Annotated in this window: 28 protein-coding genes and 1 pseudogene; 18 read left to right on the plus strand and 11 right to left on the minus strand. The window is 72.7% G+C overall.

Going from position 1 to position 24,330, the window contains the following annotated elements; all coding sequences use genetic code 11:
- Positions 1–242 precede the first annotated feature (242 nt).
- From ACIBIW_RS19505 to ACIBIW_RS19520, 4 genes are all read right to left on the minus strand, one after another.
- Entirely contained in the window at positions 243–539 is a 297-nt protein-coding gene (locus ACIBIW_RS19505; RefSeq protein WP_399337730.1) for a barstar family protein, read from the minus strand.
- Between the two features lie 300 nt (positions 540–839).
- Complete coding sequence (locus ACIBIW_RS19510; protein ID WP_399337732.1) at positions 840–1,160, minus strand: hypothetical protein; 321 nt, start codon at positions 1,158–1,160, stop codon at positions 840–842.
- Positions 1,161–1,178: 18 nt separating this feature from the next.
- Positions 1,179–1,463, minus strand: a complete 285-nt coding sequence (locus tag ACIBIW_RS19515; RefSeq protein WP_399337734.1) for a hypothetical protein — start codon at positions 1,461–1,463, stop codon at positions 1,179–1,181.
- The gene (locus ACIBIW_RS19520; protein WP_399337736.1) at positions 1,453–2,052 is read right to left on the minus strand and encodes a bifunctional DNA primase/polymerase; all 600 of its coding nucleotides are present in this window, start codon (positions 2,050–2,052) and stop codon (positions 1,453–1,455) included. Before ACIBIW_RS19520 ends, ACIBIW_RS19515 begins: the two co-directional genes overlap by 11 nt.
- Before the next feature lie 365 nt (positions 2,053–2,417).
- Here ACIBIW_RS19520 and ACIBIW_RS19525 point away from each other — a divergent pair, with 365 nt between their 5' ends.
- Positions 2,418–3,662 carry a hypothetical protein gene (locus ACIBIW_RS19525; protein WP_399337738.1) on the plus strand — a complete coding sequence of 415 codons (1,245 nt, stop codon included), beginning with the start codon at positions 2,418–2,420 and terminating at the stop codon, positions 3,660–3,662.
- A 9-nt stretch (positions 3,663–3,671) separates the two neighbouring features.
- Here ACIBIW_RS19525 and ACIBIW_RS19530 read toward each other — a convergent pair whose 3' ends face one another.
- Positions 3,672–4,598, minus strand: a complete 927-nt coding sequence (locus ACIBIW_RS19530) for a phosphotransferase family protein (protein WP_399337740.1) — start codon at positions 4,596–4,598, stop codon at positions 3,672–3,674.
- A 143-nt stretch (positions 4,599–4,741) separates the two neighbouring features.
- Between ACIBIW_RS19530 and ACIBIW_RS19535 the strand changes: the two genes are divergently transcribed.
- Entirely contained in the window at positions 4,742–5,392 is a 651-nt protein-coding gene (locus tag ACIBIW_RS19535; protein ID WP_399337742.1) for a hypothetical protein, read from the plus strand.
- A 65-nt stretch (positions 5,393–5,457) separates the two neighbouring features.
- Here ACIBIW_RS19535 and ACIBIW_RS19540 read toward each other — a convergent pair whose 3' ends face one another.
- A complete protein-coding gene (locus tag ACIBIW_RS19540) occupies positions 5,458–6,108 on the minus strand; it encodes a TetR family transcriptional regulator (protein ID WP_399337744.1) in 651 nt (216 codons plus the stop codon).
- Positions 6,109–6,237: 129 nt separating this feature from the next.
- Between ACIBIW_RS19540 and ACIBIW_RS19545 the strand changes: the two genes are divergently transcribed.
- The 6 genes and pseudogenes from ACIBIW_RS19545 to ACIBIW_RS19570 all read left to right on the plus strand — a co-directional run.
- A complete protein-coding gene (locus tag ACIBIW_RS19545) occupies positions 6,238–7,224 on the plus strand; it encodes a zinc-binding alcohol dehydrogenase family protein (RefSeq protein ID WP_399337746.1) in 987 nt (328 codons plus the stop codon).
- A 141-nt stretch (positions 7,225–7,365) separates the two neighbouring features.
- On the plus strand, positions 7,366–8,118 hold the full coding sequence (locus ACIBIW_RS19550) for a DUF2993 domain-containing protein (RefSeq protein ID WP_399337748.1): 753 nt from the start codon (positions 7,366–7,368) through the stop codon (positions 8,116–8,118).
- Between the two features lie 251 nt (positions 8,119–8,369).
- Positions 8,370–8,465 (plus strand): putative leader peptide, encoded by a 96-nt coding sequence (locus tag ACIBIW_RS19555; RefSeq protein WP_399337750.1) that lies wholly within the window; start codon positions 8,370–8,372, stop codon positions 8,463–8,465.
- Between the two features lie 195 nt (positions 8,466–8,660).
- Complete coding sequence (locus ACIBIW_RS19560; protein ID WP_399337752.1) at positions 8,661–9,500, plus strand: sulfurtransferase; 840 nt, start codon at positions 8,661–8,663, stop codon at positions 9,498–9,500.
- A 136-nt stretch (positions 9,501–9,636) separates the two neighbouring features.
- On the plus strand, positions 9,637–9,924 hold the full coding sequence (locus tag ACIBIW_RS19565) for a DUF1416 domain-containing protein (protein ID WP_358936921.1): 288 nt from the start codon (positions 9,637–9,639) through the stop codon (positions 9,922–9,924).
- 145 nt (positions 9,925–10,069) lie between these two features.
- Positions 10,070–10,351: pseudogene (locus ACIBIW_RS19570) on the plus strand (DUF3099 domain-containing protein); the annotation flags it as partial.
- Between the two features lie 239 nt (positions 10,352–10,590).
- On the opposite strand, the gene ACIBIW_RS19575 reads toward ACIBIW_RS19570, so the two are convergent.
- A complete protein-coding gene (locus tag ACIBIW_RS19575; RefSeq protein WP_399337754.1) occupies positions 10,591–10,953 on the minus strand; it encodes a DsrE family protein in 363 nt (120 codons plus the stop codon).
- A 327-nt stretch (positions 10,954–11,280) separates the two neighbouring features.
- Between ACIBIW_RS19575 and ACIBIW_RS19580 the strand changes: the two genes are divergently transcribed.
- The 3 genes from ACIBIW_RS19580 (at position 11,281) to ACIBIW_RS19590 (ending at position 13,462) form a co-directional block, all read left to right on the plus strand.
- Complete coding sequence (locus tag ACIBIW_RS19580) at positions 11,281–11,862, plus strand: FABP family protein (protein ID WP_399337756.1); 582 nt, start codon at positions 11,281–11,283, stop codon at positions 11,860–11,862.
- 66 nt (positions 11,863–11,928) lie between these two features.
- The gene (locus tag ACIBIW_RS19585) at positions 11,929–12,348 is read left to right on the plus strand and encodes a Fur family transcriptional regulator (RefSeq protein ID WP_399337758.1); all 420 of its coding nucleotides are present in this window, start codon (positions 11,929–11,931) and stop codon (positions 12,346–12,348) included.
- 148 nt (positions 12,349–12,496) lie between these two features.
- Positions 12,497–13,462, plus strand: coding sequence for a YgfZ/GcvT domain-containing protein (locus tag ACIBIW_RS19590; RefSeq protein WP_399337760.1), 966 nt, complete (start codon positions 12,497–12,499; stop codon positions 13,460–13,462).
- Positions 13,463–13,532: 70 nt separating this feature from the next.
- Here ACIBIW_RS19590 and dtd read toward each other — a convergent pair whose 3' ends face one another.
- A complete protein-coding gene (dtd, locus tag ACIBIW_RS19595) occupies positions 13,533–13,958 on the minus strand; it encodes a D-aminoacyl-tRNA deacylase (RefSeq protein ID WP_399337762.1) in 426 nt (141 codons plus the stop codon).
- Between the two features lie 717 nt (positions 13,959–14,675).
- Here dtd and ACIBIW_RS19600 point away from each other — a divergent pair.
- The 3 genes from ACIBIW_RS19600 (at position 14,676) to ACIBIW_RS19610 (ending at position 17,562) form a co-directional block, all read left to right on the plus strand.
- A complete protein-coding gene (locus ACIBIW_RS19600; RefSeq protein ID WP_399337764.1) occupies positions 14,676–15,182 on the plus strand; it encodes an aerial mycelium formation protein in 507 nt (168 codons plus the stop codon).
- Between the two features lie 59 nt (positions 15,183–15,241).
- Positions 15,242–16,213 (plus strand): asparaginase, encoded by a 972-nt coding sequence (locus ACIBIW_RS19605; protein WP_399337766.1) that lies wholly within the window; start codon positions 15,242–15,244, stop codon positions 16,211–16,213.
- An 86-nt stretch (positions 16,214–16,299) separates the two neighbouring features.
- On the plus strand, positions 16,300–17,562 hold the full coding sequence (locus ACIBIW_RS19610) for a GNAT family N-acetyltransferase (RefSeq protein ID WP_399337768.1): 1,263 nt from the start codon (positions 16,300–16,302) through the stop codon (positions 17,560–17,562).
- Positions 17,563–17,573: 11 nt separating this feature from the next.
- Here the strand turns inward: ACIBIW_RS19610 and ACIBIW_RS19615 are convergent, their stop codons facing one another.
- Entirely contained in the window at positions 17,574–17,828 is a 255-nt protein-coding gene (locus ACIBIW_RS19615) for a hypothetical protein (RefSeq protein ID WP_399338419.1), read from the minus strand.
- Between the two features lie 110 nt (positions 17,829–17,938).
- Here ACIBIW_RS19615 and ACIBIW_RS19620 point away from each other — a divergent pair, with 110 nt between their 5' ends.
- Positions 17,939–18,841, plus strand: coding sequence for a GntR family transcriptional regulator (locus ACIBIW_RS19620; RefSeq protein ID WP_399337770.1), 903 nt, complete (start codon positions 17,939–17,941; stop codon positions 18,839–18,841).
- A gap of 110 nt (positions 18,842–18,951) precedes the next feature.
- On the opposite strand, the gene ACIBIW_RS19625 is transcribed toward ACIBIW_RS19620, so the two are convergent.
- Complete coding sequence (locus ACIBIW_RS19625; protein WP_399337772.1) at positions 18,952–19,143, minus strand: hypothetical protein; 192 nt, start codon at positions 19,141–19,143, stop codon at positions 18,952–18,954.
- Between the two features lie 232 nt (positions 19,144–19,375).
- On the opposite strand from ACIBIW_RS19625, the gene ACIBIW_RS19630 reads away from it, so the two are divergent.
- The 3 genes from ACIBIW_RS19630 (at position 19,376) to ACIBIW_RS19640 (ending at position 22,529) form a co-directional block, all read left to right on the plus strand.
- Positions 19,376–20,260 carry a GntR family transcriptional regulator gene (locus tag ACIBIW_RS19630; protein ID WP_399338369.1) on the plus strand — a complete coding sequence of 295 codons (885 nt, stop codon included), beginning with the start codon at positions 19,376–19,378 and terminating at the stop codon, positions 20,258–20,260.
- A 158-nt stretch (positions 20,261–20,418) separates the two neighbouring features.
- Entirely contained in the window at positions 20,419–21,192 is a 774-nt protein-coding gene (locus ACIBIW_RS19635; protein ID WP_399337774.1) for an HAD family hydrolase, read from the plus strand.
- 278 nt (positions 21,193–21,470) lie between these two features.
- Positions 21,471–22,529 (plus strand): aminoglycoside phosphotransferase family protein, encoded by a 1,059-nt coding sequence (locus ACIBIW_RS19640; RefSeq protein WP_399337776.1) that lies wholly within the window; start codon positions 21,471–21,473, stop codon positions 22,527–22,529.
- 7 nt (positions 22,530–22,536) lie between these two features.
- Here ACIBIW_RS19640 and ACIBIW_RS19645 read toward each other — a convergent pair whose 3' ends face one another.
- A complete protein-coding gene (locus ACIBIW_RS19645; RefSeq protein ID WP_399337778.1) occupies positions 22,537–24,009 on the minus strand; it encodes an MFS transporter in 1,473 nt (490 codons plus the stop codon).
- Positions 24,010–24,330: the final 321 nt, after the last annotated feature.

Raw genomic sequence — 24,330 nt, forward strand, 5'->3', positions numbered from 1 at the left:
CGTGCGGGGAAGTCCGCGTGCTGCACCGCGTACGTGCACGGCCGATCACAGAGAGCCTGGTCGTAAGTCGGCCGACCGCGCAGGCGCCAGCGGTAAGTCGTGCCGTCGACGACGATGCGTCGCGAACTCTCGCGGCCGATCGCCATGGCGGGCCCTCATCCCCTGGACTGGTCGCGATGCTAGCTGGTCAGAGCGTGGGGGAGGCCAGACTTTCGGGCCGTCTCTGGGCCGTCCGAGGCCGCTCAACAGTGACCAGCGGCGACCGATCGCTCGGCATACTCAGTGACGAACTCCGGGCGGTACATGGCTTGGTAGTCGTCGAGCGCCCGACGAAGCATGGCGGCCCCGCGGGGAACGCCGGCCGCGAGCTGGTCCCAGCTGAGGAAGCGCACACGGTTCGGGATGCTGACCAGTCCGGTGATTGCATCCCAGAAGGCGTCCCAGTTCCTGCCGTAGAACTCCGGGAAGTCCAACTCCCGCATCAGCAACAGGTGGAGAAAGTGCTCGTCGCTCACCTCACTGACATCAATGGTGATCACGGCAACATGCTTGCACGAAGGTGCACCGTTCTGACATCCACGAGTGACATCAACGACAGTGGACAGCGGCGGCAACCAGCAGCCGTGAGCGTCACCGACCCACAAGGCAGGCTTCAGCTAGGCGGCATGGAGATCGAACTCCTAAAGCGGTGCTCGGCTCAGTGACCCCGGCGGCTCGTCCGGGCTGCGGCGCTGGGGCGCCGGTCCCGGCCGGCCGCCGGACGCGGCTACGCCGCATGTGTCCAGGCATACGAGGGCCCCGCTGCGTCGGGTTCGAAGCAACGGGGCTGTCGTCGGCAGCTATGCCGCTGGTGCGTCCGGGCGGTTCGGTCCGGTTGCCCGCTCGGCCATCTCCGAGGTGAGTCCCGTAGCGACCAGACGAGCCAACAGCTCGGCCGCGTCTGGGCGGAGCGCGCCGAGGCAGACCAGGCCGTCTCCGAAGATCGACACGTCTGCTTTGAGGCCCGGGACGTCGGCCTCCAGGCCCGCGGAGCGCAGCTGCTCCGCCAGGGCCTCAGCCGCTCGCTTGGCCTGTCCCCAGCCGCGGACGTACGGGCGTGCCTCGGTCAGGTCTTCCGCGCGTCGGGCGACGACGCGGCGCGGGTCGATGGGGTCTGCCATGTCTGCACTCCCGATCGGTCAGTTCGAGGGGCGGCGGGTGTCGTCGGCGTCGCACTCGCAGAGCAGAGCGCGGCGGACCAGTTCCGCCAGGCGCTCGGCGGTGGCCGGCGAGATGCGGCCCAGGTCGATGAGGCCGTGTCCGAAGGCGTTCAGGTCCGCACGCAGATAGGGGAAGTCGCGTGCCATGCCTGCCGCCGTCAGAACCTCTCGGAGCGAGGTAGCTGCGGCCCGTGCCGCGTACCACTCCTCGGTGTCCAGCGGTGACCAGCGCGCCGCGTCCGGTCGCTCCTCGTCACTCGGCACGACCTGTCACCCGCTTTCGGGTTTCGGTCGCTCCGCCGGTCCTCGTCTGTATGTCGGCGCAGTGTTCGCCGTAGTGGTCGGCTCGGTCCAGCAGGGCCGCGGAGGCGACGAGCATCACGGCCAGGGAGGTGGTGCGCAGCGGACTATTCTCCGGGAAGCGGTTGGGGGCGCGCAGCCACTGGTAGCGGTCATTGGCCATAGGGATCGGGCCCGGTACGACGACGTACGAGTCACGATCCAGATACCGGTAGGCCGGGGGCGTGTCGGTCTCCCGGCTGATGAGTCGGGCGAAGCGGTCACGTGAGTTGAGCGGCAGGAAGAACCCCACCTGGTGGCTCCCCCGGTCGGCCATCACTGGCCCAACCGGCATGTTCCTGCGCTCCAGTTGGTCGAAGACCTCGACGCCGAGGCGCTGATCCGTCGCCACGACCTCGAAGGCCACGCCAACGGGGAAGGGGTAGGGCCGCCGAAGGTCATCCGCCCAGGACTTGCGGCACAGTTCGGGGTTCTCCGCGACAGCGGAGAGCCACTGCACGCCGCGCTTCGTCATCCTCTGCACGTCATCCACCTCGGTCGGACGCTTCGTCACCGGCCCTGTTCGGCCGCCGTACGAACAGGTTCCTGCCTCTGCCGTGAGCTGGGGAGATGACGAGGGGTGACGGGGGATGACGAGGTGGCAGGGCGCGCGTCATCCCCCGTCGCGGGCAAAGAGCCGCATCCGGGGCGGCGCGGGGTGTTCAAGTGTCCGAGTGATTACGTAGAGTCCATGAGTGGCACTGGTGCGGTGTCCGGACGCGGCCCTCGGGGAGGTGCAGACGCATGGCCACTCCGACTTCCGTCAGCAGCCGTCTACGGGACGTCCGGGCCGAACGCGGTTGGAGTCAACTCCGCCTGGTCAACGAGCTGCGGCGAGCCTCCGCACAACGCGGTCAGACGCTGCCGACCGACGCCAGCGTGAAGCGTCGGATTGCCAGTTGGGAGAACGGGCACAGTGCACCGGACGACTTCTACGGCCCGTTGCTCTGCACGGCGCTCGGTCTGTCGGCCGCCGAGCTGGGGCTCAACCACCTTACCGACCATGACGTGCCCCTCCTGGACGCGACGTACCCCGCCAGTCCCGACGCGGCGATCGCTACCGTCGACCGGCTGTGGCGCGCCGATCTGAACGGCTACGAGCCCCTGATCAAGGCCGAGCCCTCCCAACCGGCGTGGAACGAGGCGTCGCTGCGCTGGCTCGTCGCGCCTGAGGCGTCCTTTCCCGCGCGCAGCGGCGAGCGCGAGCCGAAGGTGGGGCTCGCTGACGTGGCCGTGATCAGAACGACCAGCGACATGTTCGCCGGCCTGGACGACCAGTTCGGCGGTGACCACGCACGGCAGTCCGTGATCCAGTACCTCAGCCGGGACGTGGCCCCGCTCCTCAAAGGGCGGTACACCGAAGCTGTCGGCCGGGCACTGTTCTCCACAGTCGCGGAAGCCACCCTGCTGGCCGGTTGGATGTCGTACGACGCGGGACACCACGGCCTCGCCCAGCGGTACTTCCTCCAGGCGCTGCGGCTCGCCCAGGACGGCAACGACCGCCGGCTGGCGGGCAGCATCCTGTCCGCGATGAGCCACCAGGCCACGTTCCTGGGGCAGTACACCCATGCCGCGACGCTCGCCCGTGCCGCCCTGATGGGTATCTCGGGGGTCGCCACCCCGACGCTGCGAGCGCAGTTCCACGCCATGGAGGCACGGGCGCTGGCCCGTACGGGAGACCGCCGCGCGACCGAGACGGCTCTCAGCGAGGCCGCCAGGGCTCTGGACGCCTCCAACACGACGGACGAACCCGAGTGGATCACGTACTTCGACGCCGCGGAGCTGGCCGCCGAGACGGCGCACTGCTTCCGCGACGTGCGACGGGCGCGGCAGGCCGTCGAGCACGCCGAGAACGCCATGAGCGGCAGCCATGTACGGAGTGACTTCTTCGCGACCATGGTTCTGGCGGACGCGCACCTGCACGCCGGAGATGCCGAGGAGGCGTGCCGCGTGGTGCTCGACGCACTCGACCTGGGGGAACAGCTCAAGTCCGCCCGCTGCGTCGCCTACCTCGCGGAGTTCCGTCGGCACACGGACGCGCTCGGGCCCTCGACAGCGCAACGAGAGCTTGCGGAACAGGCGGCCGACAACCGGCTGTGGCTCGCCTCCGAGACACGGGTCTGAGCGCCGTCCTCAGAAGGGGGCCCACTCATTGCGGCTGCCGTCCGTGCGGAGCGTCTCGACCCGCCGCCCGAACTCCGCCGCCGACTTCCCGCTGTCCGCCACCTGTTGGCCCATCCACAGGACCATCATCAGCTCGCGGACATCGGCCAGAACCGAGTACCCGGGCCAGTTCATGACGTCGAAGCCGTAGTGGTGGACGAAGCTCTCGTACTCGGTGCGCGTGTGCCAGCCGAAGCGGTCGTAGTAGATCGCGGTCAGGATCAGGTCCCACTCGCGGGGTGCGAGGGTGAAGCCGTCGAGATCGATCAGGATGGCCTGCCCGTCCCGGTGGCGGAGGACGTTTCCGACGTTCGCGTCACCGTGGATCATCCCGAAAGGCAGGACGAAGTCCAGCCGCTCGTACTCCTTGGCCAGGCGCACGACCCGCTGTTCGAGGAACGCCGTGTCTTCGGGCGTCACCCCGCGCAGGGCGCGCAGCGAGGACCACAGCTTGCCTACGGGGTCGAAGTACGGCAGGTGCAGCGACTCGGGCTCGTGCAGCCAGTGCAGGCGCTTGAGCAGGTCGGCCAGCTCGGTGACCGTCGCGTACTCCTCGCGCTCCTGCGCGCTCTCCCAGAACGTCACCACGCGGCCAGCCGCGGTCAGCGGCTGCTCGATGCGGGGCAACACCTGGGTCGCGGGGAAGTCCTCCGACTCCAGCCAGCGGGCCACCGCGACCGCCCGTTCCATGTCCTCGGCCGCGTCCACGTCGCGCGCGATGCGGACGACAACCGGAGCGGACGGAAGCCGGTACACGGCGTTCGAGCCGAGACGCAGCAGCTCCGCCCCGGAGGCATCGACACCGGCGGCCGCGCACGCCTCGCGCAGCGCCGCACCGGCGGTCTCCGCCGTGAACTCCTGCCGCTCGTCGGGTCCGCCGGCCGCCTGCGAGGTCATGCGATCGACCGTACCCGCCGTGCCAGAAGCGTGCCAGAACGTACGGTGAGCCACGGTCACGAACAGGACATTCGCGCCATGCGTTCGGGGTGGCTCATCGGGTGTCTGTGCAGGTCAGGCAGCAAGAACCGGATTTATAGCTGGTGATTCCCAAGCTGGCTTTCGGCTTCGCACAGGAGATTCAGCAGACCCTCAACAGAACCATCTGCCAGGACGTACGCATACGTGCCGTCCAGCGCCGCGTCGAGAGCGTGCCCGTCTTCACCGTGGGCAGCGGGCTCAACCGTCAGAACTTGACCAAGCCGCTGGGCTTCCCGGTCCGTATCGACCAGAAGGCCCCGCGGATCTGGATGAACCTCAGCTATCAGGTACGCCTGGATTCGGCTCAGCGCTACCTGACCGTGCACAAGTCCTACTTCGGCATCTTCTCGGACGAATCCCTCGAAACGTGCTTATGCCATTTCGACTTCGAGCGTGACAAGCAGAAATACACCGGCGCCCATGTGCAAGTACACGGGAAGTCCGCGGCGTTGGACGCGCTGAACCGCGTCGGAGACGAGAAGCGTCCACTCGACAAGCTGCACTTCCCCGTCGGGGGCAAGCGATTTCGGCCATGTTTGGAAGATGTCATCGAGTTCCTGGTCGACGAGCGTCTGGCGGATGGCCGAGCCGGGTGGCGGCAGCTCGTGAGCGAGGGACGCGAGCGCTTCCACCGCAACCAGCTCAGGGCGGCGATGCGCAGGAACACGGCCGTCGTCGAGGAGTTCATGCGGGAACACGACAGCCAGGACTGAGCCGGGGGCCGAACGGCGTGGCGGGCATCGTTCATGGCGTGCGGACCCGCCGTGGCAAGCCCCCGTCAGGGGCTCGTGTCTGTCAGGCCCTTTGCCGTTGCCCGGAGGAGTTGGTCCAGGCGGGGCTTGAAGTCCAGGGCCACGTGGCCCCAGGACGGGACCTCGGTGTAGAGGGCGGCGAGGGTCGGGGTGGGGTGGCTGATCTGCCAGAAGTGGGACGCGAAGGTGAGGGCGGCGGGGAGCAGGGCCCGGATCTGGGCCGTCGTCATGGTGCTCGCCCGGTCCAGGGCGGCCACGATCGCGTCGTGCGCGGCGAAGGAGTTCGTCTTGTAGCGGCGGGCCCGCTCGATGTCGACGTCGCCCTCAAGGCTGAGCGCCACATGCGTCAGCAGGTCGCAGAAGACCGGTAGCGACGCGATCGTGTCGGCGAGGGCCGCGGCCGTCTCCGCGGGGCCGAGCCCGCCGCGGCCCGCGAGCCGCGCCGCGACGGCGTCGCGCCACTGGCGCCAGCCGCGCTCCGCGAGTTCGAGGAGGAGTTCCTCCCTGCTCGCGTAGTACCGCCGTACCCCCGTCCTGTGCAGCCCCGCGCGCTCGGTGACCGCCGCCACGGTCACGAAGCGGACGCCGCCGAGTTCGAGGGCCAGGGCCTCGGCGGCCACCAGCAGATCCTCGGAGCGGCGCGCCTTGTCCTCGGTCGACCGGGCTCTCTCACGCATGCCACGAGGCTAACGCATCACGGGATGCGTTATCTCCGCGGGCGTGTTACGTTCGGTTTAACGCATCACGAGGTGCGTTAAATCTGGCGCGGCGGGCCGTGCCCCGCGCCCCCTGGAGAGGAACGCCCCATGCAGGCTGTCCAGGCCACCCGCTTCGGCGGGCCGTCCGTCCTCGGCGTCGTCGAGCTGCCGGACCCGGAGCCCGGCCCCGGCGAGATCGCGATCGACGTCACACATGCCGCCGTCGGACTCGTCGACGTCTTCTTCCGGCAGGGCCGCTACCGGGACCTGCCGGGGATGCCGCGGCCCCCGTTCGTGCCGGGGCTTGAGGTCGCGGGCACGGTGCGCGCGCTGGGCGAGGGCGTCAGCGGCCTCGCCGTCGGCGAGGAGGTCGTCTCGATGTCGGCCGCCGGGGTCGGCGGATACGCGTCGGTGTACATCGCCCCCGTCACCCGCGTCGCGTCCACGCGGGGCAGCGGCATCGCCCCCGCGCTCGCGGTCGCCGCCGTGCCGAACGCCGCCATGGCGCAGGTGGCCCTCACCCGCGCCGCCCACCTCGCCGAGGGGGAGAGCGTCCTCGTGCACGGCGCGCTCGGCGGCTTCGCCGCCGCCTTCCCCGGCATGGCGCGGCGGCTCGGCGCCTCCCGGGTGGTCGGCTCGGTGCGCGCGGGCCGGCTCGCCGCCGCCCGCGCGACCCGGCTGCCGTACGACCGCGTGGTCGACTCCGCGGAGCTTGCCGAGGCGCTGGCGGGCGAGACCTTCGACGTGGTCGTCGACCCGGTGGGCGGCGCCGTGCGCACCCGCAGCCTCGACGTCATGGCGCCCGGCGGCCGGCTGCTCGCGGTGGGCAACGCCAGCGGCGACTGGGACCACAGGCTCGACAGCAACGAGCTGTGGCGCGGCAGCCTCACGGTGTCGGGCTTCAACTCCGGCGCCTATCTGCCCCGCCACCCGCGGTACATACGCCCCGCGCTCGACGCGGCCCTCGCGGTGGTCGCCGCCGGGCAGGCCGACGGCGTGCTGGACGTCCTCCCGTTCTCCGAGGCCGCCACGGCCCACGAGCGCATGGAGGACCGCGCCCTCGACGGCCGGATCGTCCTCACCCCGGACGCGTGAGCGCGCCGCGGGGCCGCCCGCCCCCGGACACCGGTCGGCTTCGGTGGGCCAGGGCGGTGGCCCGGGTTAGGCTCCGGGGGCCGGGGCCGGCCCGGGGAGGTGCGGTGGGCAGCCGCCTGACGGGGAGAGAACAGCACACTCATGCGCGCACTGCGAATACTTCTGATCGTCGTGGTCGTGCTCGCCGCGATCTTCGTGGCGGGCGACCGTATCGCCGTGAACTACGCCGAGGGCAAGGCAGCCGACGAACTGCGCGACCACGAGGACCTGGGCGAGAAGCCGGACGTCTCGATCAAGGGCTTCCCCTTCCTCACCCAGGTCGCGGGCGGCTCGCTCGACCACGTCACGGTGGGCATCGACGACTACGCCGCCACCACATCGGCGGTCGGCGGCCCCGGCGGCAAGGCGGAGACGATCCACGTCAGGGACCTCAAGGCCGACATGCGCGACGTCGACTTCTCCAGCGACTTCAGCTCCGCCACCGCCGCCTCCGCCGACGGCAGCGCCCGTATCTCCTACCCGGACATGCTCAAGGCCGCGGAGGTCGACTCCGAGGACGTGGCGCCCGGGATCACCGCGAAAGCGGTCAAGCTCTCCGACGGCGGCGACGGCAAGGTCAAGGTGGACGTGGAGGTCACCGTCCTCGGCAGCAAGCTGCCGGAACCGATCTCCGTCATGAGCACCCTGGAAGTCAAGGGCGACGTGGTCACCGCGCACGCCGAGGGCCTGCCGAAGCTGCCCGAGGGGCTCGGCGAAGAGCAGATGCGGAAGATCACGGACTACAAGCAGCGCATCGGCGACCTGCCCGCGGGAATCAGCATCGACCGGCTGACCCCGGTGCCGGACGGCGTCGAGATCATCATCAAGGGTTCGCACGTGGACCTGGCGGGGTAGGACCCCCGGGCCCGCCCTCCCCGCGCCCGCCCCTCGGGCCGCCCCCGCCCTTCGTCCCGAAGGGCGAGACGTTGCCGTCCGCACCGTAGGAGAAAGCGGGCCCCCGCACCCCGCCCGGCACGGCCCGCGGGCCGCCGCGTCGCCATGGCCACGACCGTGCGTCCAAATGGCGGACTCACCCGTCTCGGGATTCGAACAACCGGTGACATGTCAGCCGCTGGCTCCTTACGATCGCTGTCATGCAGTGCTCCATGAGCGGACTCCGTGCACGGGGGCAGGCCGACCTCACCAAGCGACGTGCGGTGGACCTGTGCCGTGTCGCCGCCATGCTCTGTCGCACTCTCTGAGCGGGACCGCGTCCCGTCGGGCCGCCGCCCCACGGGGCGCCGCGCCCGCTCCACGCACCGCGCACCCCATCCCCTCGCGCCACGGCGCCGCATGACACCGCGGAGCAGCAGCCCCAGGACCCACCACGGCCCCCGGTGCCACGCCCCGCGCCGCCGCGCACCCCGCCAAGCCGCACCCGCCCCGGAGGAGAAAGCATGAGCCGCAGCGACGTCCTGGTAGACGCCGACTGGGTCGAGGCCAACCTCGACACCCCCAAGGTCGTCATCGTCGAGGTCGACGAGGACACCGCGGCGTACGACAAGAACCACATCAGGAACGCCATCAAGATCGACTGGAAGCAGGACCTCCAGGACCCGGTCCGCCGCGACTTCGTCGACCAGGCTGGTTTCGAGAAGCTGCTCTCCGAGCGCGGTATCGCGGGCGACGACACCGTGATCCTCTACGGCGGCAACAACAACTGGTTCGCCTCGTACGCCTACTGGTACTTCAAGCTCTACGGCCACGACTCCGTCAAGCTCCTCGACGGCGGCCGCAAGAAGTGGGAGCTGGACGCCCGCGAGCTGGTCGAGGAGGTGCCGCAGCGCGCCGCGACCCAGTACCGGGCCAAGCCGCAGAACGCCGCGATCCGCGCCTTCCGCGACGACGTCGTGAACGCGATCGGCAACCAGAATCTCGTCGACGTCCGCTCGCCCGACGAGTTCAGCGGCAAGCTCCTCGCCCCCGCCCACCTGCCCCAGGAGCAGTCGCAGCGCCCGGGCCACGTGCCCAGCGCCCGCAACATCCCCTGGTCGAAGAACGCCAACGACGACGGCACCTTCAAGTCGGACGACGAGCTGAAGGAGCTGTACGCCGACGAGCAGGTCGACCTCGCCAAGGACACCATCGCCTATTGCAGGATCGGCGAGCGCTCCGCGCTGACCTGGTTCGTGCTGCACGAGCTGCTGGGCGTCGAGAACGTCAAGAACTACGACGGCTCCTGGACCGAGTACGGCTCCCTCGTCGGCGTTCCGATCGAACTGGGCGCCGCCAAGTAGTCCAGGCGCCCGGGTCCCCTCCGCACGGCCCCGCCCGGGTCACCTCCGGGCGCGGCCCGGAGCCGCACACGCGGGGGCGCGAGCGAGCGCCCCTCACGTGTCCCACCCAGAACCAAGCGACAGTAAGGACTGACGTATGTGTGGAGCCAAGGCCGGTGGCCCCGACGCCTCGACCATCAAGCCTGGTGAGACCACCATCCAGGGCCAGGTGACCCGCGACGGCGAGCCCGTCACCGGGTACGTGCGGCTGCTGGACTCGACCGGCGAGTTCACCGCGGAGGTCCCGACCTCGGCGACCGGCCAGTTCCGCTTCTACGCGGCCGAGGGCACATGGACGCTACGGGCGCTGGTGCCCGGTGCGACCGCGGACCGCACCGTCGTCGCGCAGACGGGCGGCCTGGCCGAGGTGGCCATCGCGGTCTGAGCCGCGGGCGGTCCTGGCGGGACCGTGGGACCCCGAGGGGGCCGGGAGCGCACTGCCGCTCCCGGCCCCCTCCGCGCTGCCGGGGCCGCGAGAAGGAGGTGTGCGCCGGGTCACACATTGGCCTCCGTGGGCCTACATTGGACTTATGTATGCCCGCCGTCGGCACCTCTACTTCGCCATGATGGGCATGTGCGTGACGCTCTTCGTCCTCGCCTGGACGGTCGTGCGCATCTGGTCCGTCCCGGCCGCCATCGCGATGTGCGTCGTGGCCATGGTCATCCCTCCGACCGCCGCCATCGTGGCCAACCGCAGAGGGCCCGAGGACCGCTGGTGGGACGAGCCGCCGCCGCCCTCCGACACCCCGCCGCGCCCGGACCGCGGTGACCCGCGGGACCCGATGTCGCAGGCGTGGTGGGAGGAGTTGGACCGGCTGGGCGACGGCCGGGACACCGGGGCCGACGGCGGCCGCGCCGCCGACGACGCCAGTGGCGGTACGGGCCGTACCGGCGGCGCCGGCACGGACACCACCGGGACCGGCACCGGGACAGGAACCGGCACCGGCCCCACCGACACCGGGGACGGCCGTGACGCGCGGCGCGGCGACGACGGCAGGAACCGCGGCGGCCGCTGGTGGCGCCCCTGACGACCGGGGCCCACCGCCGGACGTCAGTACACGAGCGCCTGCGTCCCGTCCGCCATGGCCTCCTGCACGAACACCTGCGCCCCCGCGATCCGTACGCCCTCGACCACGTCCGCCTCGGTGATGTCCCGGCGCGCCGCGCACTGGGTGCAGAGGGTCACGGAGCCGGCGCCGAGCACGCTCTCCAGCAGGTCGGGCAGCGGCGCCGCGTGCGGCAGCTCGAACTCCGCCGCGCGTCCCGGCAGCGCGAACCACGCCGACTCCCCGGTCAGCCACAGCGACACCGCGACCCCGCTCGCCACCGCCACCGCGGCCACCGTGAACGCCTGCGAGCACCGCTCGGGCGCGTCCGCCCCGGCCGTCACCTTGATCACCAGCTTCTCCGCCATGGCCAGCAGCGTAGACAACCCCGCGCGGCGTGCCGCCGCGGCCCCGCCTCCCATGACGCGAAGATCCGGGGGCCACGGCCTAAGCTGGACCGCGGCCCACCCGCCCCGAGGACTACGGCGCACTCCGCGTGCGCCGCGCCCGCGGGGACCCCCCACGCCCCGAGGAGCACCACGTGCTTGAGGCTTTCTACGAAGCGCTGCTCGCGCTGATCTGCGTCGCGACCCTGGCGTTCGCGTACTACGCCGTGACGAAGCTCTACCAGGGCCAGCGCTGAGCCGACCGGCCACCGACCCACCACCGCCCGACAGAAACCGGCTGCCGCACCCATGATCGAAATCCCGTCCGACCTGCACAAGGACCTCGTACCGCTCGCCTTCCTGCTGGGCGACTGGGCCGGGGCAGGTGTCTTCGACTTCCCCGGCGCCGAGAAGTGCAACTTCGGCCAGGAAGTCAGCTTCACCCACGACGGCCGCGACTTCCTCGAATACCACTCGCACACCTGGGTCCTCGACGCCGAGGGCCACAAGGTCCGCCCGCTGGAGTCCGAGTCCGGGTACTGGCGCGTGGACCAGGGGCGCAAGGTCGAGACCGTGATGGTCCGCGACGACGGCGTGGTCGAGGTCTGGTACGGGGAACTGGCCGAGAAGAAGCCCCAGATCGACCTGGCCACCGACGCCGTCGCGCGTACCGCTGCCGCGGGCCCGTACAGCGGCGGCAAGCGGCTCTACGGCTATGTGAACGGCGACCTGATGTGGGTCGGCGAGAAGCAGACCCCCGAGGTGCCGCTGCGGCCGTACATGTCGGCGCAGCTCAAGAAGGTGGCGGCCGCGCCGTCCGCCGAGGAGGTCGAGAGCTGGGCCAGGGATCTGGGCGACCTGCCGGACGACGGCATCACCTTCTTCAAGTAGCGGCCCGGCTCCGGCTTCGAGCGGCGGCCGGGCTCCCGTCCGCTTCCGGCTGCCTACACTGGTCCCGTGGTGACCACCGACTGGAAGAACGACCTCCGCAGGCGCGGCTACCGGCTGACGCCGCAGCGCCAGCTCGTGCTGGAAGCGGTCGACACCCTGGACCACGCGACGCCCGACGCCATCCTCGGCGAGGTCCGCAAGACGGCGTCGAGTGTCAACGTCTCCACGGTCTACCGCACCCTGGAGCTGCTGGAGGAGCTGGGCCTGGTCAGCCACGCGCACCTGGGCCACGGCGCCCCCACGTACCACCTCGCCGACCGGCACCACCACATCCACCTCGTCTGCCGGGACTGCGGTGACGTGATCGAGGCGGACACCTCCGTCGTCGCCGAGTTCACCGCCAAGCTGCGGGACACCTTCGGCTTCGACACCGACATGAAGCACTTCGCGATCTTCGGCCGCTGCGCGAAGTGCGCGGGGCACTGACGCCGTACGGCGAGGCGGTGGGGCAGGCCGGGCCCGGTGGCGGGCGGGGCCTGAAATAATGGCCGTGCGGCCGTGGTCATAGAGAGGGCGAGCGCGACCCGCCGGGGACAGGCCCCGGACGTACCCGGATGCCGAACTGGATGTGGATATGAAGTCTCCCCTGCTGTCCCTGCCAGGTGCCGTCCCCGCCGAGGGCGTGGACGACGGTGTGGCGGCCCATTACGGCGACCTCTTCCGTGAGCAGCGCGCCCTGGCCGACGGCCGCGGCTTCGTGGACCTGTCCCACCGCGGCGTGGTCACCGTCAGCGGCGACGACCGGCTGGCCTGGCTCCATCTGCTGCTGACCCAGCACGTCAGCGAGCTGCCGCCGGGCGAGGCCACCGAGGCCCTGATCCTCTCCCCGCACGGCCACATCGAGCACGCCCTCTACCTCGTCGACGACGGCGCCACGGTCTGGCTGCACGTCGAGCCCGGCACCCGGGACGACCTGCTGAAGTACCTGGAGTCGATGAAGTTCTTCTACCGGGTCGAGGTCACCGACCGCACCGCCGACACCGCCGTCGTGCACCTGCCCGCCGGCTCCATCGCCGAGACCCCCGCGGACACCGCGGTACGCGAGACGCCGTACGGACGCGACCTCTTCCTGCCCAGGGCCGGGCTCGACGACTTCGCCGGGCAGTACGGGCCGCCCGCGGGACTGCTCGCCTACGAGGCGCTGCGCGTCGAGGCGCACCGCCCCAGGCTCGGCTTCGAGACGGACCACCGCACCATCCCGCACGAGCTGGGCTGGCTGGAGACCGCCGTCCACCTCGACAAGGGCTGCTACCGGGGCCAGGAGACGGTCGCCCGCGTCCACAACCTGGGCAAGCCGCCGCGCCGCCTGGTCTTCCTCCACCTCGACGGCAGCGAGGTGCACCTCCCCCCGCACGGCGCCGCGGTACGGCTCGCCGACGAGGGGCCCGAGGGCAGGAAGCTCGGCTTCGTCACCACGTCCGTACGCCACCACGAGCTGGGGCCGATCGCGCTCGCGCTGGTGAAGCGGAACGTCCCGCTGGACGCCCGGCTCGTCGCCGACGAGACGGCGGCGGCGCAGGAAGCGGTGGTCCAGCCCTGAGCCCACGGGGGCGCGCACCCCGCGCCCCCGCCCCGCGGCCCCGGTGCCCGGGCGTCCGCGGGCGGCGGTCTCAGAGTTCGAGCAGGACGGTGAACGGGCCGTCGTTGGTCAGGGACACCCGCATCTTCGCGCCGAACGAGCCCGTCGCGACGGTGGCGCCCAGCTTCCGCAGCTCCGCCACCACCTCGGCGACCAGCGGCTCGGCGTGCTCGCCTGGGGCCGCCGCGTTCCAGGTGGGCCTGCGGCCCTTGCGGGCGTCCCCGTACAGCGTGAACTGGCTGATCACCAGCAGCGGTGCCGCCGCGTCCGAGCAGGAGCGCTCGCCGTCGAGGACGCGCAGCGTCCACAGTTTCGCCGCGAGCCGCGCGGCCTGCTCGGAGGTGTCGTCGCGGGCCACCCCCACCAGTACGCACAGGCCCTCGCCCGCGATCTCGCCCACGACCGCGCCGTCCACCTCGACGCTCGCGCCGTCCACCCGCTGCACCACCGCACGCATGGCCCCCATCATGCCCGGCGGCCCCCGCGAGCCCCCCACCGGCCCCGGCTCGCACCGGCCACGGCGCCCGCGCCGCGGGCGTCCGCACGGCCGTCCGGGTCCCCTGAGGCGGTCAGATCCCCCCATCCGGGGCCGTTCACGGGCACTCGGTCACATAGTGCGCAGCGGGGATGGCACCATGGCTGAACATCGACGCGACGCACCGTGTCCGCGCGGGCACGGGAGGGCGGCGAGCGGCCGGGGGGCCGGGCGGGGCGAACACGCGACGACCACGCGAAAACCAGGCGAGAACGAGGCGAAGGGGCGTAACGCCGCATGTGCACAGCGAGTACCGGGGCCGGTCAGCCGCACACCGTGCCCTCCGGGGCGCGCTCCGAAGGACCCCGGCAGGGCGCCGGAATCCGGCCGCCCGCGCAGCGCTCGGAGAGCCCCGCCCCGCCCGAGCCCGCGCCGACCCGGGCAGCCCCCGCAGAGCCCGCGCCGTCCGGGCCCGTCGCGTCCGACCCGGCCTCGTCCGACCCGGCCTCGTCCGAGCCCGCCCCCGCAGAGCCCGCCCCCGCAGAGCCCGCCCCCTCCGAGCCCGCGCCGTCCGGGACAACCGCCTTCGGGACCGCTTCGATCGGGCCTGTCCCGCCCGAGGCAACCGCAGCCGGGTCCACCGCCTCCGAGACAACCGTCCCCGGGCCCCCCGGGTCCGACCCCGACCAGGCTCTCGCCGTGCCCGAGCTGCTCGCGGACGAGGGGGAGCCGGTCGACTTCGCCGCCCTCGGGCTCGTCGCGCTGCGCGCGCTGCGCCGCAGGGCTCAGCGCGACGAGGCCGACCTCAGCTATGTGCGCCGCCTCGTCCAGGGCCGTATCGACATCCTCCGCGCCGAACTCGCCCGCCGCACCGGGCGGGACGCCCCGCTCGTCGAGCGGCTGCCCGAGATCCTCACCGACCAGCCGGCCCGGCAGCGCTCCTCGGCCCGGCACGTCACCCTCGGCACCCCGCAGAGCGAGGAGTACGGGCGGCTGGCCGCCGGGGTGCTCGCCCAGGTGTCGCTCTCCGCCCTCGACTCCCTCGGCGACGACGAGCTGCGCGCCGCGATGAGCCACCTCGTGCGCTGCGAGCACCAGGTCTCACGCCGCCGCCACCAGCTCCAGTCCGCCGCGGACGGGTGCAGCGCGGAGATCGCCCGCCGGTACCGTGAGGGCGAAGCGCAAGTCGACGATCTGCTCGCCTGAGGCAGGAGGCCGGGGACCCCGGGCGCCCGGGCGGGCGATCCCGTAACGGAAGGCCACCCATGTCTGCCGACACCCCCGCCCCCGCCGCCACCACCGCGGACGGCACGGCGCCGCCCGTGCTCGCCGAGGTGGTCCGCTCCGGCTTCGTGGAGAGCAGGCACCGCGGCTCGCTCGTGCTGCTCGACGCCGACGGCGGGGTGGAGTTCGCGCTCGGGGACCCGGCGGCCCCGGTCTTCCCGCGCTCCGCCAACAAGCCGATGCAGGCCGCCGCCATGCTGCGGGCCGGTCTCGACCTGTCGGGCGAACGGCTCGCGCTCGCCTCCGCGAGCCACTCGGGGGAGCCCTTCCACCGCGCTCTCGTACGCACCATGCTGGCCGAGCACGGGCTGACCCCCGACGACCTCCAGTGCCCGCCCGACCTGCCGCTCGACGAGGGGGAGCGCGCCGCGTACCTGGCGGCGGGCGGGGTTCCCGAGCGCCTTGCCATGAACTGCTCCGGCAAGCACACCGGGATGCTGGCCGCGTGCCTGGCCGCCGGATGGCCCACCGCCACCTACCGCGACCCGGAGCACCCGCTCCAGCGGCTGGTGCGCGACGTGGTCGAGGAGGCGGCGGGGGAGCCGGTGGCGGCGGTGGGCGTCGACGGCTGCGGGGCGCCGCTGATGGCGATCGGCCTGGTCGGGCTCGCCCGCGCCTTCCGGCACTTCGTGCGCGCCGCGGACACCACCCCGGAGGGCAGGGTGGCCGCCGCGATGCGCGCGCACCCCGAGTACGTCGGCGGCACCGGGCGCCTCGACACCGAGCTGATGGGCGCCGTACCGGGGGCGCTGTCCAAGACCGGCGCCGAGGGGGTCCAGGCGGTGGCGCTGCCGGACGGCCGGGCGCTGGCCTTCAAGGCCGACGACGGCGCGAAGCGCGCCTTGGGCGTGATCCTCTCCCGGGCGCTGGCGATGACCGGGGTGGACTGGAAGACGGCGGCCCCGGTACTGGGCGGCGGCGCGGAGGTGGGGGAGATCAGGGCAACGTTCTGACCTGACAACCGAACCGCCCCCCACCCCCGGCGCCCCCGCCGGAAACTCGTGCGACAGGAGAGGCGGAAGCGGCTTAGCGTGCAGGTATGTGTGCCGACATCGACGTGCGCCGTATCGGCCGTGACGAGCTGACCGGGTGGCTGCGGGCGGTGAACACCGGGTTCCTGAAGCCGCCCACGCCCGCCGACGACCTCGTCGAGGACTACGCGGGCTTCGTCGACTTCGCCCGCACCCAGGGCGCGTACGACGGCGACCGCTGTGTCGGCACCTTCCGCTCCTTCCCGCAGACCCTCACGGCGCCGGGCGGCGCCCCGGTGCGGGCGAGCGCCGTCAGCAATGTGACGGTCACCCCCACGCACCGCCGCCGCGGCCTGCTCGGCAGGATGATGGCGGCGGAGTTCGAGGCGGCGCGCGAGCGCGGGGACCAGGTCGCCACCCTGATCGCCGCCGAGCACCCGATCTACGGCCGGTACGGTTTCGGGCCCGCGGCGAGCCTCGCGGAGTGGGAGATCGACGTGCCGAGGGCCGGGCTCGACCCCCGGTGGCCGGGCCCGCGCGAGGGCCGCGTCGCGCTGGTGGACCCGGCGGAGGTGCGCGAGGCGGGCCCCGCCCTCTTCGACCGCTTCCGGGCCGGGCAGCACGGCGCGGTGGACCGCTCGGAGCGCTGGTGGCGCAGGTTCACGGGGCTCGGCCGCGAGCGCGAGCAGGAGCGCGGGGGCAAGGACGCGTGGACCGAGCCGTTCCACGCCCTCTACACCGGCCCGGACGGCGAGCCCGAGGGGCTGGTGACGTACCGCGCGGACGGCCGCTGGGGCGACGCGAAACAGCCGCTGGTGACGGCGGAGGTGTCGGACCTGTTCGCGGTGACCCCGCGCGCCGAGCGGGCGCTGTGGCACTACGTGTGCGCGGTGGACTGGGTGACCCGGGTGCGCACCGGGTACCGCGCGGTCGACGACCTCGTCCCGCACCTGCTGCCCGACCCCCGCGCCGCGAGGGTGGTGACCAGGTCGGACTGGCTCTGGGTGCGCCTTCTCGACATCCCGGGCGCGCTCGCCGCCCGCAGCTACCCCGCGGCGGGCTCCCTGGTGCTCGGCGTCACCGCGCCCGACGGGCCGGGCGGGCGGTATCTGCTGGACGCCTCGCCGCAGGGCGCGACCTGCGAGCCGACTTCGCGGCCCGCCGCGCTCACCCTGGACGTCGGCGCCCTGGCGACGCTGTGGATGGGGGACGACTCGGCGCCGCGGCTCGCCGCGCTCGGCCTCGTCGCCGAGGCGGCCCCCGGGGCCCTGGCCACGGCCGACGCCCTCTTCCGGGTGCCCCGCGCCCCCTGGTGCCCCGACATGTTCTGAGCCCGCGCGGCTCACGCCAGCAGCAGGAGCAGGATCACCCCGCCGAAGAGCGCCGTCGCGGCGCTGCGTGCCTTGATGCCGAAGGACAGCAGCAGGAACGCCACGATCCCCATCGGCCCGTACCTCCACTGCACGATCTGCTCGAACCCGATGGCCCCCACTGCGGTGACGATGGCGAAGAGCGGCATGTCGGTCCCTCCCGTCCGGCTGTCCTGCGGAGGAGAGACCCAGGCCAGACCTGCCATCTCCCCCAAGTTGGCAGCCAACCTCACTCTTCTTATTGCCTAGTTGGCGTGTCCAGTAACCACCCAGCCAATAAAGTCTGCTGACTTCTTCTGACCTCTTCAGAGTTGGTGGGAAGTTGTACTGTGCGGAGATGACCCTGGAAGATGCCACGGGCGAGGGCCGGAGCGGGCCGCGGGAGTCGCACCGCGCCATGGCGGACGAACTGCGCCGCAGGATCAGGGCGGGGCGTCCGGGACCGGGCGGCAGGCTGCCCTCGCAGGCGGCGCTGGCCGCCGAGTTCGGCGTGGAACGCGGCACCGTGCGCCGGGTGCTGGCGCTGCTGCGCGCCGAGGGGCTGCTCCTCGACGCGGCCAGGGGCAGCCGCGCGGTGGTCGCCGAACGCACGGGGCCGCCGCCCGCCGAAGGCGCCCCGCTGCCCACGGCGGTGGCGCTCGGGCCCAGGGTCGCGGCGGCGTTCGGGGCACCGCACGTGGCGATCGACGCCCTGTGCAGGACGGCCGCCACCCTGACCCTCGCCGTCGGCGAGGCGCTGCGGCTGATCCACGCGGGGCGCCTGAGACCCGAGAGCGTACGGGTGCGGGTGCTCTTGCCAAGCCGCCACATCGACCTCGCCTTCCCCACCTCGGTCGCGACGGGCGACACCGGCGCGGACGACGAACTGCACAGCGACTGGCTCGCGCAGCGCAACGCCCAGGGCCAGGTACTGCGGCACAACCTCCGCTCGCTGCGCGCCTCCCACGGCATCCGGGTCGACGTCGCCTTCCGGGCGCTGCCCTTCACCCCGCCGGTCAAGCTCTACCTGCTCAACGGCGCCGAGGCGCTGTTCGCCTACTACACGCTCGGGCGCCTGGACCGCCAGACGGGGCAGGGCCCCCTGGAGACCTGGGACGCCGTCGGCGAGCAGTCCCCCCTCTTTCCCTTCGAGCCGGGCGCCCTGCGGGACTCGGCCTTCGTCGAGCAGTCCCAGCTCTGGTTCGACGCCCTCTGGAACACCATCAGCACCGATCTCGTACTCGGCGGCCCCGGCGGCTGAGCCGTCGCGCGGCCGGGTGCCGCCCGCCCCCGGCGTGCGGGGGGGCGGGCGGCGGGAAGGCCCGCCGTCCCCCTCGGACCTGAACCGGCGGGCCTGGTGTGCCGGCGGCCTCAGGCCGCCGCGCCTCCGACGACCAGCAGCGTCAGGACCAGGGCCCCCGCCGAGCTGTACGCCGGGCTGCTCCGGTGGAACCCGAGGGCGAGCAGCAGCAGCCCCGCGATTCCGACCGGTCCGTACTTCCACTGCGTCAACTGCTCGAACCCGACGACGAAGGCGCCGGCGAGCAGGGCCAGAGCGGACATGGTGGTCCCCCCTTCCTCCGGACTCCCCCAGTACCCCCCGGGGGAGCGTGCGAGCGCGCGTGCCGCGCTCAGAACTGGCGCCGCTGCGCCCGGGGCGGAGTGCCAACTGGACCCAGGCATTCCGCCATCTTCTTTAACTTGGTTGCCAACTTCACTATAGTTGTCCCCGCTTGGTTGACAGTTATAAACAACCTTTCGGCAACTGCCATAAGAAAGATGGAAGTTGTAACGTCTGGTCGTGACCCAGGAGAATCTCGCGGTGACCGACTCCTCCCGATTCACCCCGCAGTCGATCGCGGACCGCCTGCGCGAACGCATACGCGCGGGCGTCCTCAAGCCGGGCGAGCCGCTGCCGACCCAGGCCGTGCTCGCCGCCGAGTTCGGTGTGGAGCGCGGGGTGGTACGCGAGGCCGTACGCCAACTGCGTGCCGACGGGCTGCTGGTGGGCGAGGGCAAGGGCCGCTCGCCGCATGTCGCCGGGCCGTCGGCGGGCGGCGGGCGCGACGAGCCGCAGCCCACCATGGTCGGCCTGGCACACCGGCTCTCCGAGGCGTTCCGCGCCCCGCACGTCCGCGTCGACGCCGTCTGCCTCACCGCCGAGACCCTGATGCTCGCGGTCGGCGAGCCGGTGCGCCGCATCCACGAGGGGCTGCTGCGCCCCGAGTCCGTGGAGGTACGCGTCCTGCTGCCGAGCCGGGACATCTCGCTCGCCTTCCCCGCCCCCGCCGAGGCCCCCGAGGAGCAGGGCCGGGTGCACCAGCGCTGGCTCACCCAGCGCAACGCCCAGGGGCAGGTGCTGCGGCACAATCTGCGCTCGCTGCGCGGCTCCCACGGCATCGACGTGAAGGTCACCTTCCGCGCCCTGCCCTTCACCCCGCCCATGAAGCTCTACCTGCTGGGCGGGGACGAGGCGCTGTTCGCGTACTACCTGGTCACCCGGCGCGCGGAGGAGTACGGCTCCGGCACCCTCGACATGTGGGACGCCCTCGGCGGCGAGTCCCTGCTCTTCTCCTTCCAGCGCGGGGGCGGTGAGCGGGACGCGGCGTTCGTGGAGGAGTCGCAGAAGTGGTTCGACGCGCTCTGGGCAACCATCACCACGGACCTGACACTCTCTTAGTGACCTCTGATGCGAAGCAGACGGAAAAGGTGTCGAAAAAGACCGAATCCAGCGCACGATCGACGGCGGACGACCACGGAGCCGGGACGGACACGGCCGGGACGCACACGGCCGATACGGACACGGCCGGGCAGCAGCGCCCGCACGCCCCAGGCCCCATGGGACGCACCGGTCCCACCAGTCCCACGGGACCCGACGGCCCCCCGGCCGCCGAGCCCGCGGTCCCCGGCGCCGCGGACGCCGCCACCCTGCGCGCCCTCGTCACACGCGCCCGCGCCGTGCTCTTCGACTTCGACGGGCCCATCTGCCGGCTCTTCGCGGGACACCGGGCGGAACGGGTCGCCGGGGAGCTGGTGGAGTGGGTGGAGAGCCGGGGCCTGCACGGCCTCGTCACCCCCGACGAGCGGCAGTCCCTCGATCCGCACCGGGTGCTGCGCGCCGTCGACGCCAGACACCGCCACAGCGACCTGGTCACCGAGCTGGAGCAGCGGCTCACCGAGGAGGAGATGCGCGCCGCCGCCTCCGCCTGGCCGACCGCCTTCGCCGACCCGCTCATCAGGACATGGGCGGCGCGCGGCGCGCGGCTCACCGTCGCCACCAACAACTCCCCGCTCGTGGTGCGCTCCTACCTCACCGCGCGCGGCCTGCTGGGGTGCTTCGAACCGCACGTGTACGGGCGCACCGACGACCTCCAGCGCCTCAAGCCGCATCCGCACTGCCTGACCCGGGCGCTCAACGCCACCGGGACCGCGCCCGGCGACGCCCTGATGATCGGGGACTCGCCCGCCGACCTCGCCGCCGCCCGCACCGCCCGGGTCCCCTTCCTCGGCTACGCGCGCAGCGAGCGCAAGGCCAAGCTGCTGCGCGAGGCGGGCGCCGAGCACCTGGTCGCCTCGCTCGAACCCCTGCTGCACGCCGTACGCGACCGGTGAGGAGGGCGCGCGGGGCGGCGCCGTGAGCGCGTGGTGAACGGGCGCCCGGCGCGCGCCGCACCCGCCCCCTGGGCGCCCCCGCGCTCCGTCCCCCGGGTGAATAACCATCGGTCCCGGCGCGCCCCCGCCCGGTGACGCGAGGGGCCGGGGACGCCCAGGGGGAGGCATGCGGCGCGCTGCTGGGGCGGATGTGAAGGGAGTGGCTCAGGAGGCCGCGGCGACCTCGCTAAGGTATGCATCGTCTCAGCACAGGTCGCATGAGCTTCCAGGAGTGACCCATGGGTGGACCACCCGCGCCCGACACCGCGGCGGCACCGGCCGCGGCAGGGTGGCTGCCCGACGAACGGGTTCCCGAGCACCCCCTGTTCCCCCGCGCGGCCGTGCCCGCCGCGCTCGCCGCCGAGGCCGCCGCGCCCCCCGCGGCCGTCTTCCGCGGCACCTCGCACGTGAACACCGCGGTGCGCGTCCCCGGCGTCGCCGCTCCCGTCCTCGTGCGGCGCAGCGTGGGCACCGCGGCCCGGCTCGAACGGGGGCTGCTGAGCGAGCACGCGGTGCTCGCCGCCATCGAGGCGTCGGGTGTCGCGGTGCGCGCGCCCCGGGTGCTCGCGCTCGGCGGCGACCCGGGCGGCGCCACCTTCGCCATCCACTCGTACGAGGGCACGGACGGCTCCCGGCACCCGGTGGACGGGCTCACCGAGGCGGAGGCCGCCGACCTCGCCTGGCAACTGCGCGCCCTCACCGAGATCGACCACCGCACCCTCGACCCGGCCGCGGACGGCGTCGACTTCTACCGCTGGCTCTGCGCGGAACTGGTCAGCCTGGTGGAGCAGTTGCAGCAGCCTGTACGGGAGGCGGCGGCGGAGCACGGGCTGCCCGACGGGCCGGGGCTCGCCGCGCGGCTGCGGTCCCACACCGTCACCCGCAGGGACATGGCCCTGCTGCACGGCGACCTCAACCCCTGGAACCTGATCCGGCACACCGGCCGGGAGGCGGGCCGCCTCACCGTCATCGACTGGGAGATGGCGATGGTCGGCGACCCGCTCTACGAACTCGTGCGCCACCTCCACCTCACCCCGACGGGGCCCGCGGCCAGGGAGCGGCTTGTGGAGACCTGGCTGCGGCTGCTGCCCGGGCGCTTCACCCGGGACTGGGACCGCGACTGGGCCGTCTACCAGTGGATCGAGTACGTCCGCTCGGCCTATGTCGACCTGGAACGCCTGGTGACCAGGACCGCGCTGGACGCGCCCAACGTGCGGCGCGCCGTCGACGACTACCGCAGCACCCTCAGGGCCGCACTCGGCGGCGTCTGCGACCCCGCCGCCCCGCTGCTGCCCTGACCGCAGGTCAGGCGACGGACTCCTGCCCACGCGCCGGGCGCCGCAGCACCACGGCCGTCACCGCAAGCGCCACCGCCACCAGGCACGCGCCCACCCCGAACGCCAGGTGGTAGCCCCCGGCGAGCGCCTCCCGGTGCCCGGCGCCCCCGGCGGAGAGCCGCGCGGTGCGGCTTGCCGCGAGCGTGGAGAGCACGGCGACACCGGTCGCCATGCCCACCTGCTGGGCGGTGTTGAAGAGCCCGGAGGAGGTGCCCGCGTCCTCGGGCCCTGCCGCCGACATCGCGAGCGACGTCAGCATCGGCATCGCGAAGCCGAAGCCGGAGGCGAGCAGCAGCGGGGGCAGCACGTCGACGGCGTAGTGCGCGTGCACCGGGAGCCGGGTCAGCAGCGCCAGCATCCCGACGAGCAGCAGCAGCCCGGCGACCAGCACCCGGTGCTCGCCGAAGCGCGCCCCTGCGCGCGCGGAGAGCCCGAGCGAGGCCGCGCCGATCAGCAGCGCGGCGGGCAGCATCGCGACACCGGTGCGAAACGCCCCGTAGCCCAGCACGTTCTGCAAGTGGAGCGCCAGCACGATCTGGAACGAGAACAGCGCCGCCACCATCAGCATCAGCACCGTGTACGAGCCCCACACCCGCGGCGGGCGCAGCAGCCGCAGCGGCATCAGCGGCCGCGCCGCCCGCGCCTGCCGCAGCACGAAGCCCGCGAGCAGCAGCAGCGCCACCGCGCCGAGGCCGAGGGTGTGCGCGCAGGCCCAGCCGTACTGGTCTGACTTGACGATGGCGTAGATCAGCAGCACCAGGCCCCCGGTGCCGAGCACGGCCCCGAGCACGTCGGCGCCCCCGGCCCCCGCCGCGCCCCGCTCGCGCGGCAGCACCCGGGCGCCGACGGCGAGGGCGGCGACGCCGACGGGCAGGTTGATGAAGAAGATCCAGTGCCAGTCGAGGGCGTCCGTGAGCACCCCGCCGAGCACCTGCCCGAGGGAGGCGCCCGCCGAGCCGGTGAAGGCGAACACCCCGATGGCGCGGGCGCGTTCGCCGGGCCCGGGGAAGAGCGTGACGAGGATGCCGAGCCCCACGGCCGAGGCCATCGCGCTCCCGACGCCCTGGAGGGCGCGGGCCGCGACCAGCATCCACGGCGCGCCCGCGAGCCCCGCGAGCACCGAGGCCGCGGTGAACACCGCCATGCCGAGCAGCAGCATCCGCCCCCTGCCCAGCAGGTCCCCGAGCCGCCCGGCGAGCAGCAGCAGCCCCCCGAAGGGGATGAGGTACGCGTTCACCACCCAGCCGAGCCCGGTGGGGGAGAAGTGCAGGTCGGCCGCGATGGACGGCATGGCGACCGTGACGATGCTGCCGTCCAGGACCGTCATGAGCATCCCGGTGGCGACGACCGCGAGCGCGAGCCACCTCCGGTCCCGGCCCCCCGGCCGCCCGGGCTCGCTCGTCGGTGCCGCGCTCGTGACGGCGGCGGGATCTGGAGGCATGGCGTACTCCCCGGAGGCAGAGGGGCGGGGGCGGCGGCCGGGCACGGGTGCCGGGACCGCTGCCGGTGGATGAGAGTGACCGTAGCAGATGGTTCTGTTGCGGACTATCTCTCTCGGTCTCGCCTGGGCTGCCGGGTGCCGGGGGTGGGGTATCGGCGTGCCCGCGTGGGGCGCCGGGGTGTTGGGTGCGGGGTGTTGGATGCCGGGGTGTTGGGCGCCGGGGTGTGGAGTGTGAAGGTGTCCTGTGCCCTGGTCCGGACCATTGACATGTTCACGGTCATTCCGTTTATCTGAAATCCCTTTCGCCCCACAGGAAGGAAC

The sequence above is a fragment of the Streptomyces sp. NPDC050560 genome, from assembly GCF_044457285.1.
Classification (GTDB): Bacteria; Actinomycetota; Actinomycetes; order Streptomycetales; family Streptomycetaceae; genus Streptomyces.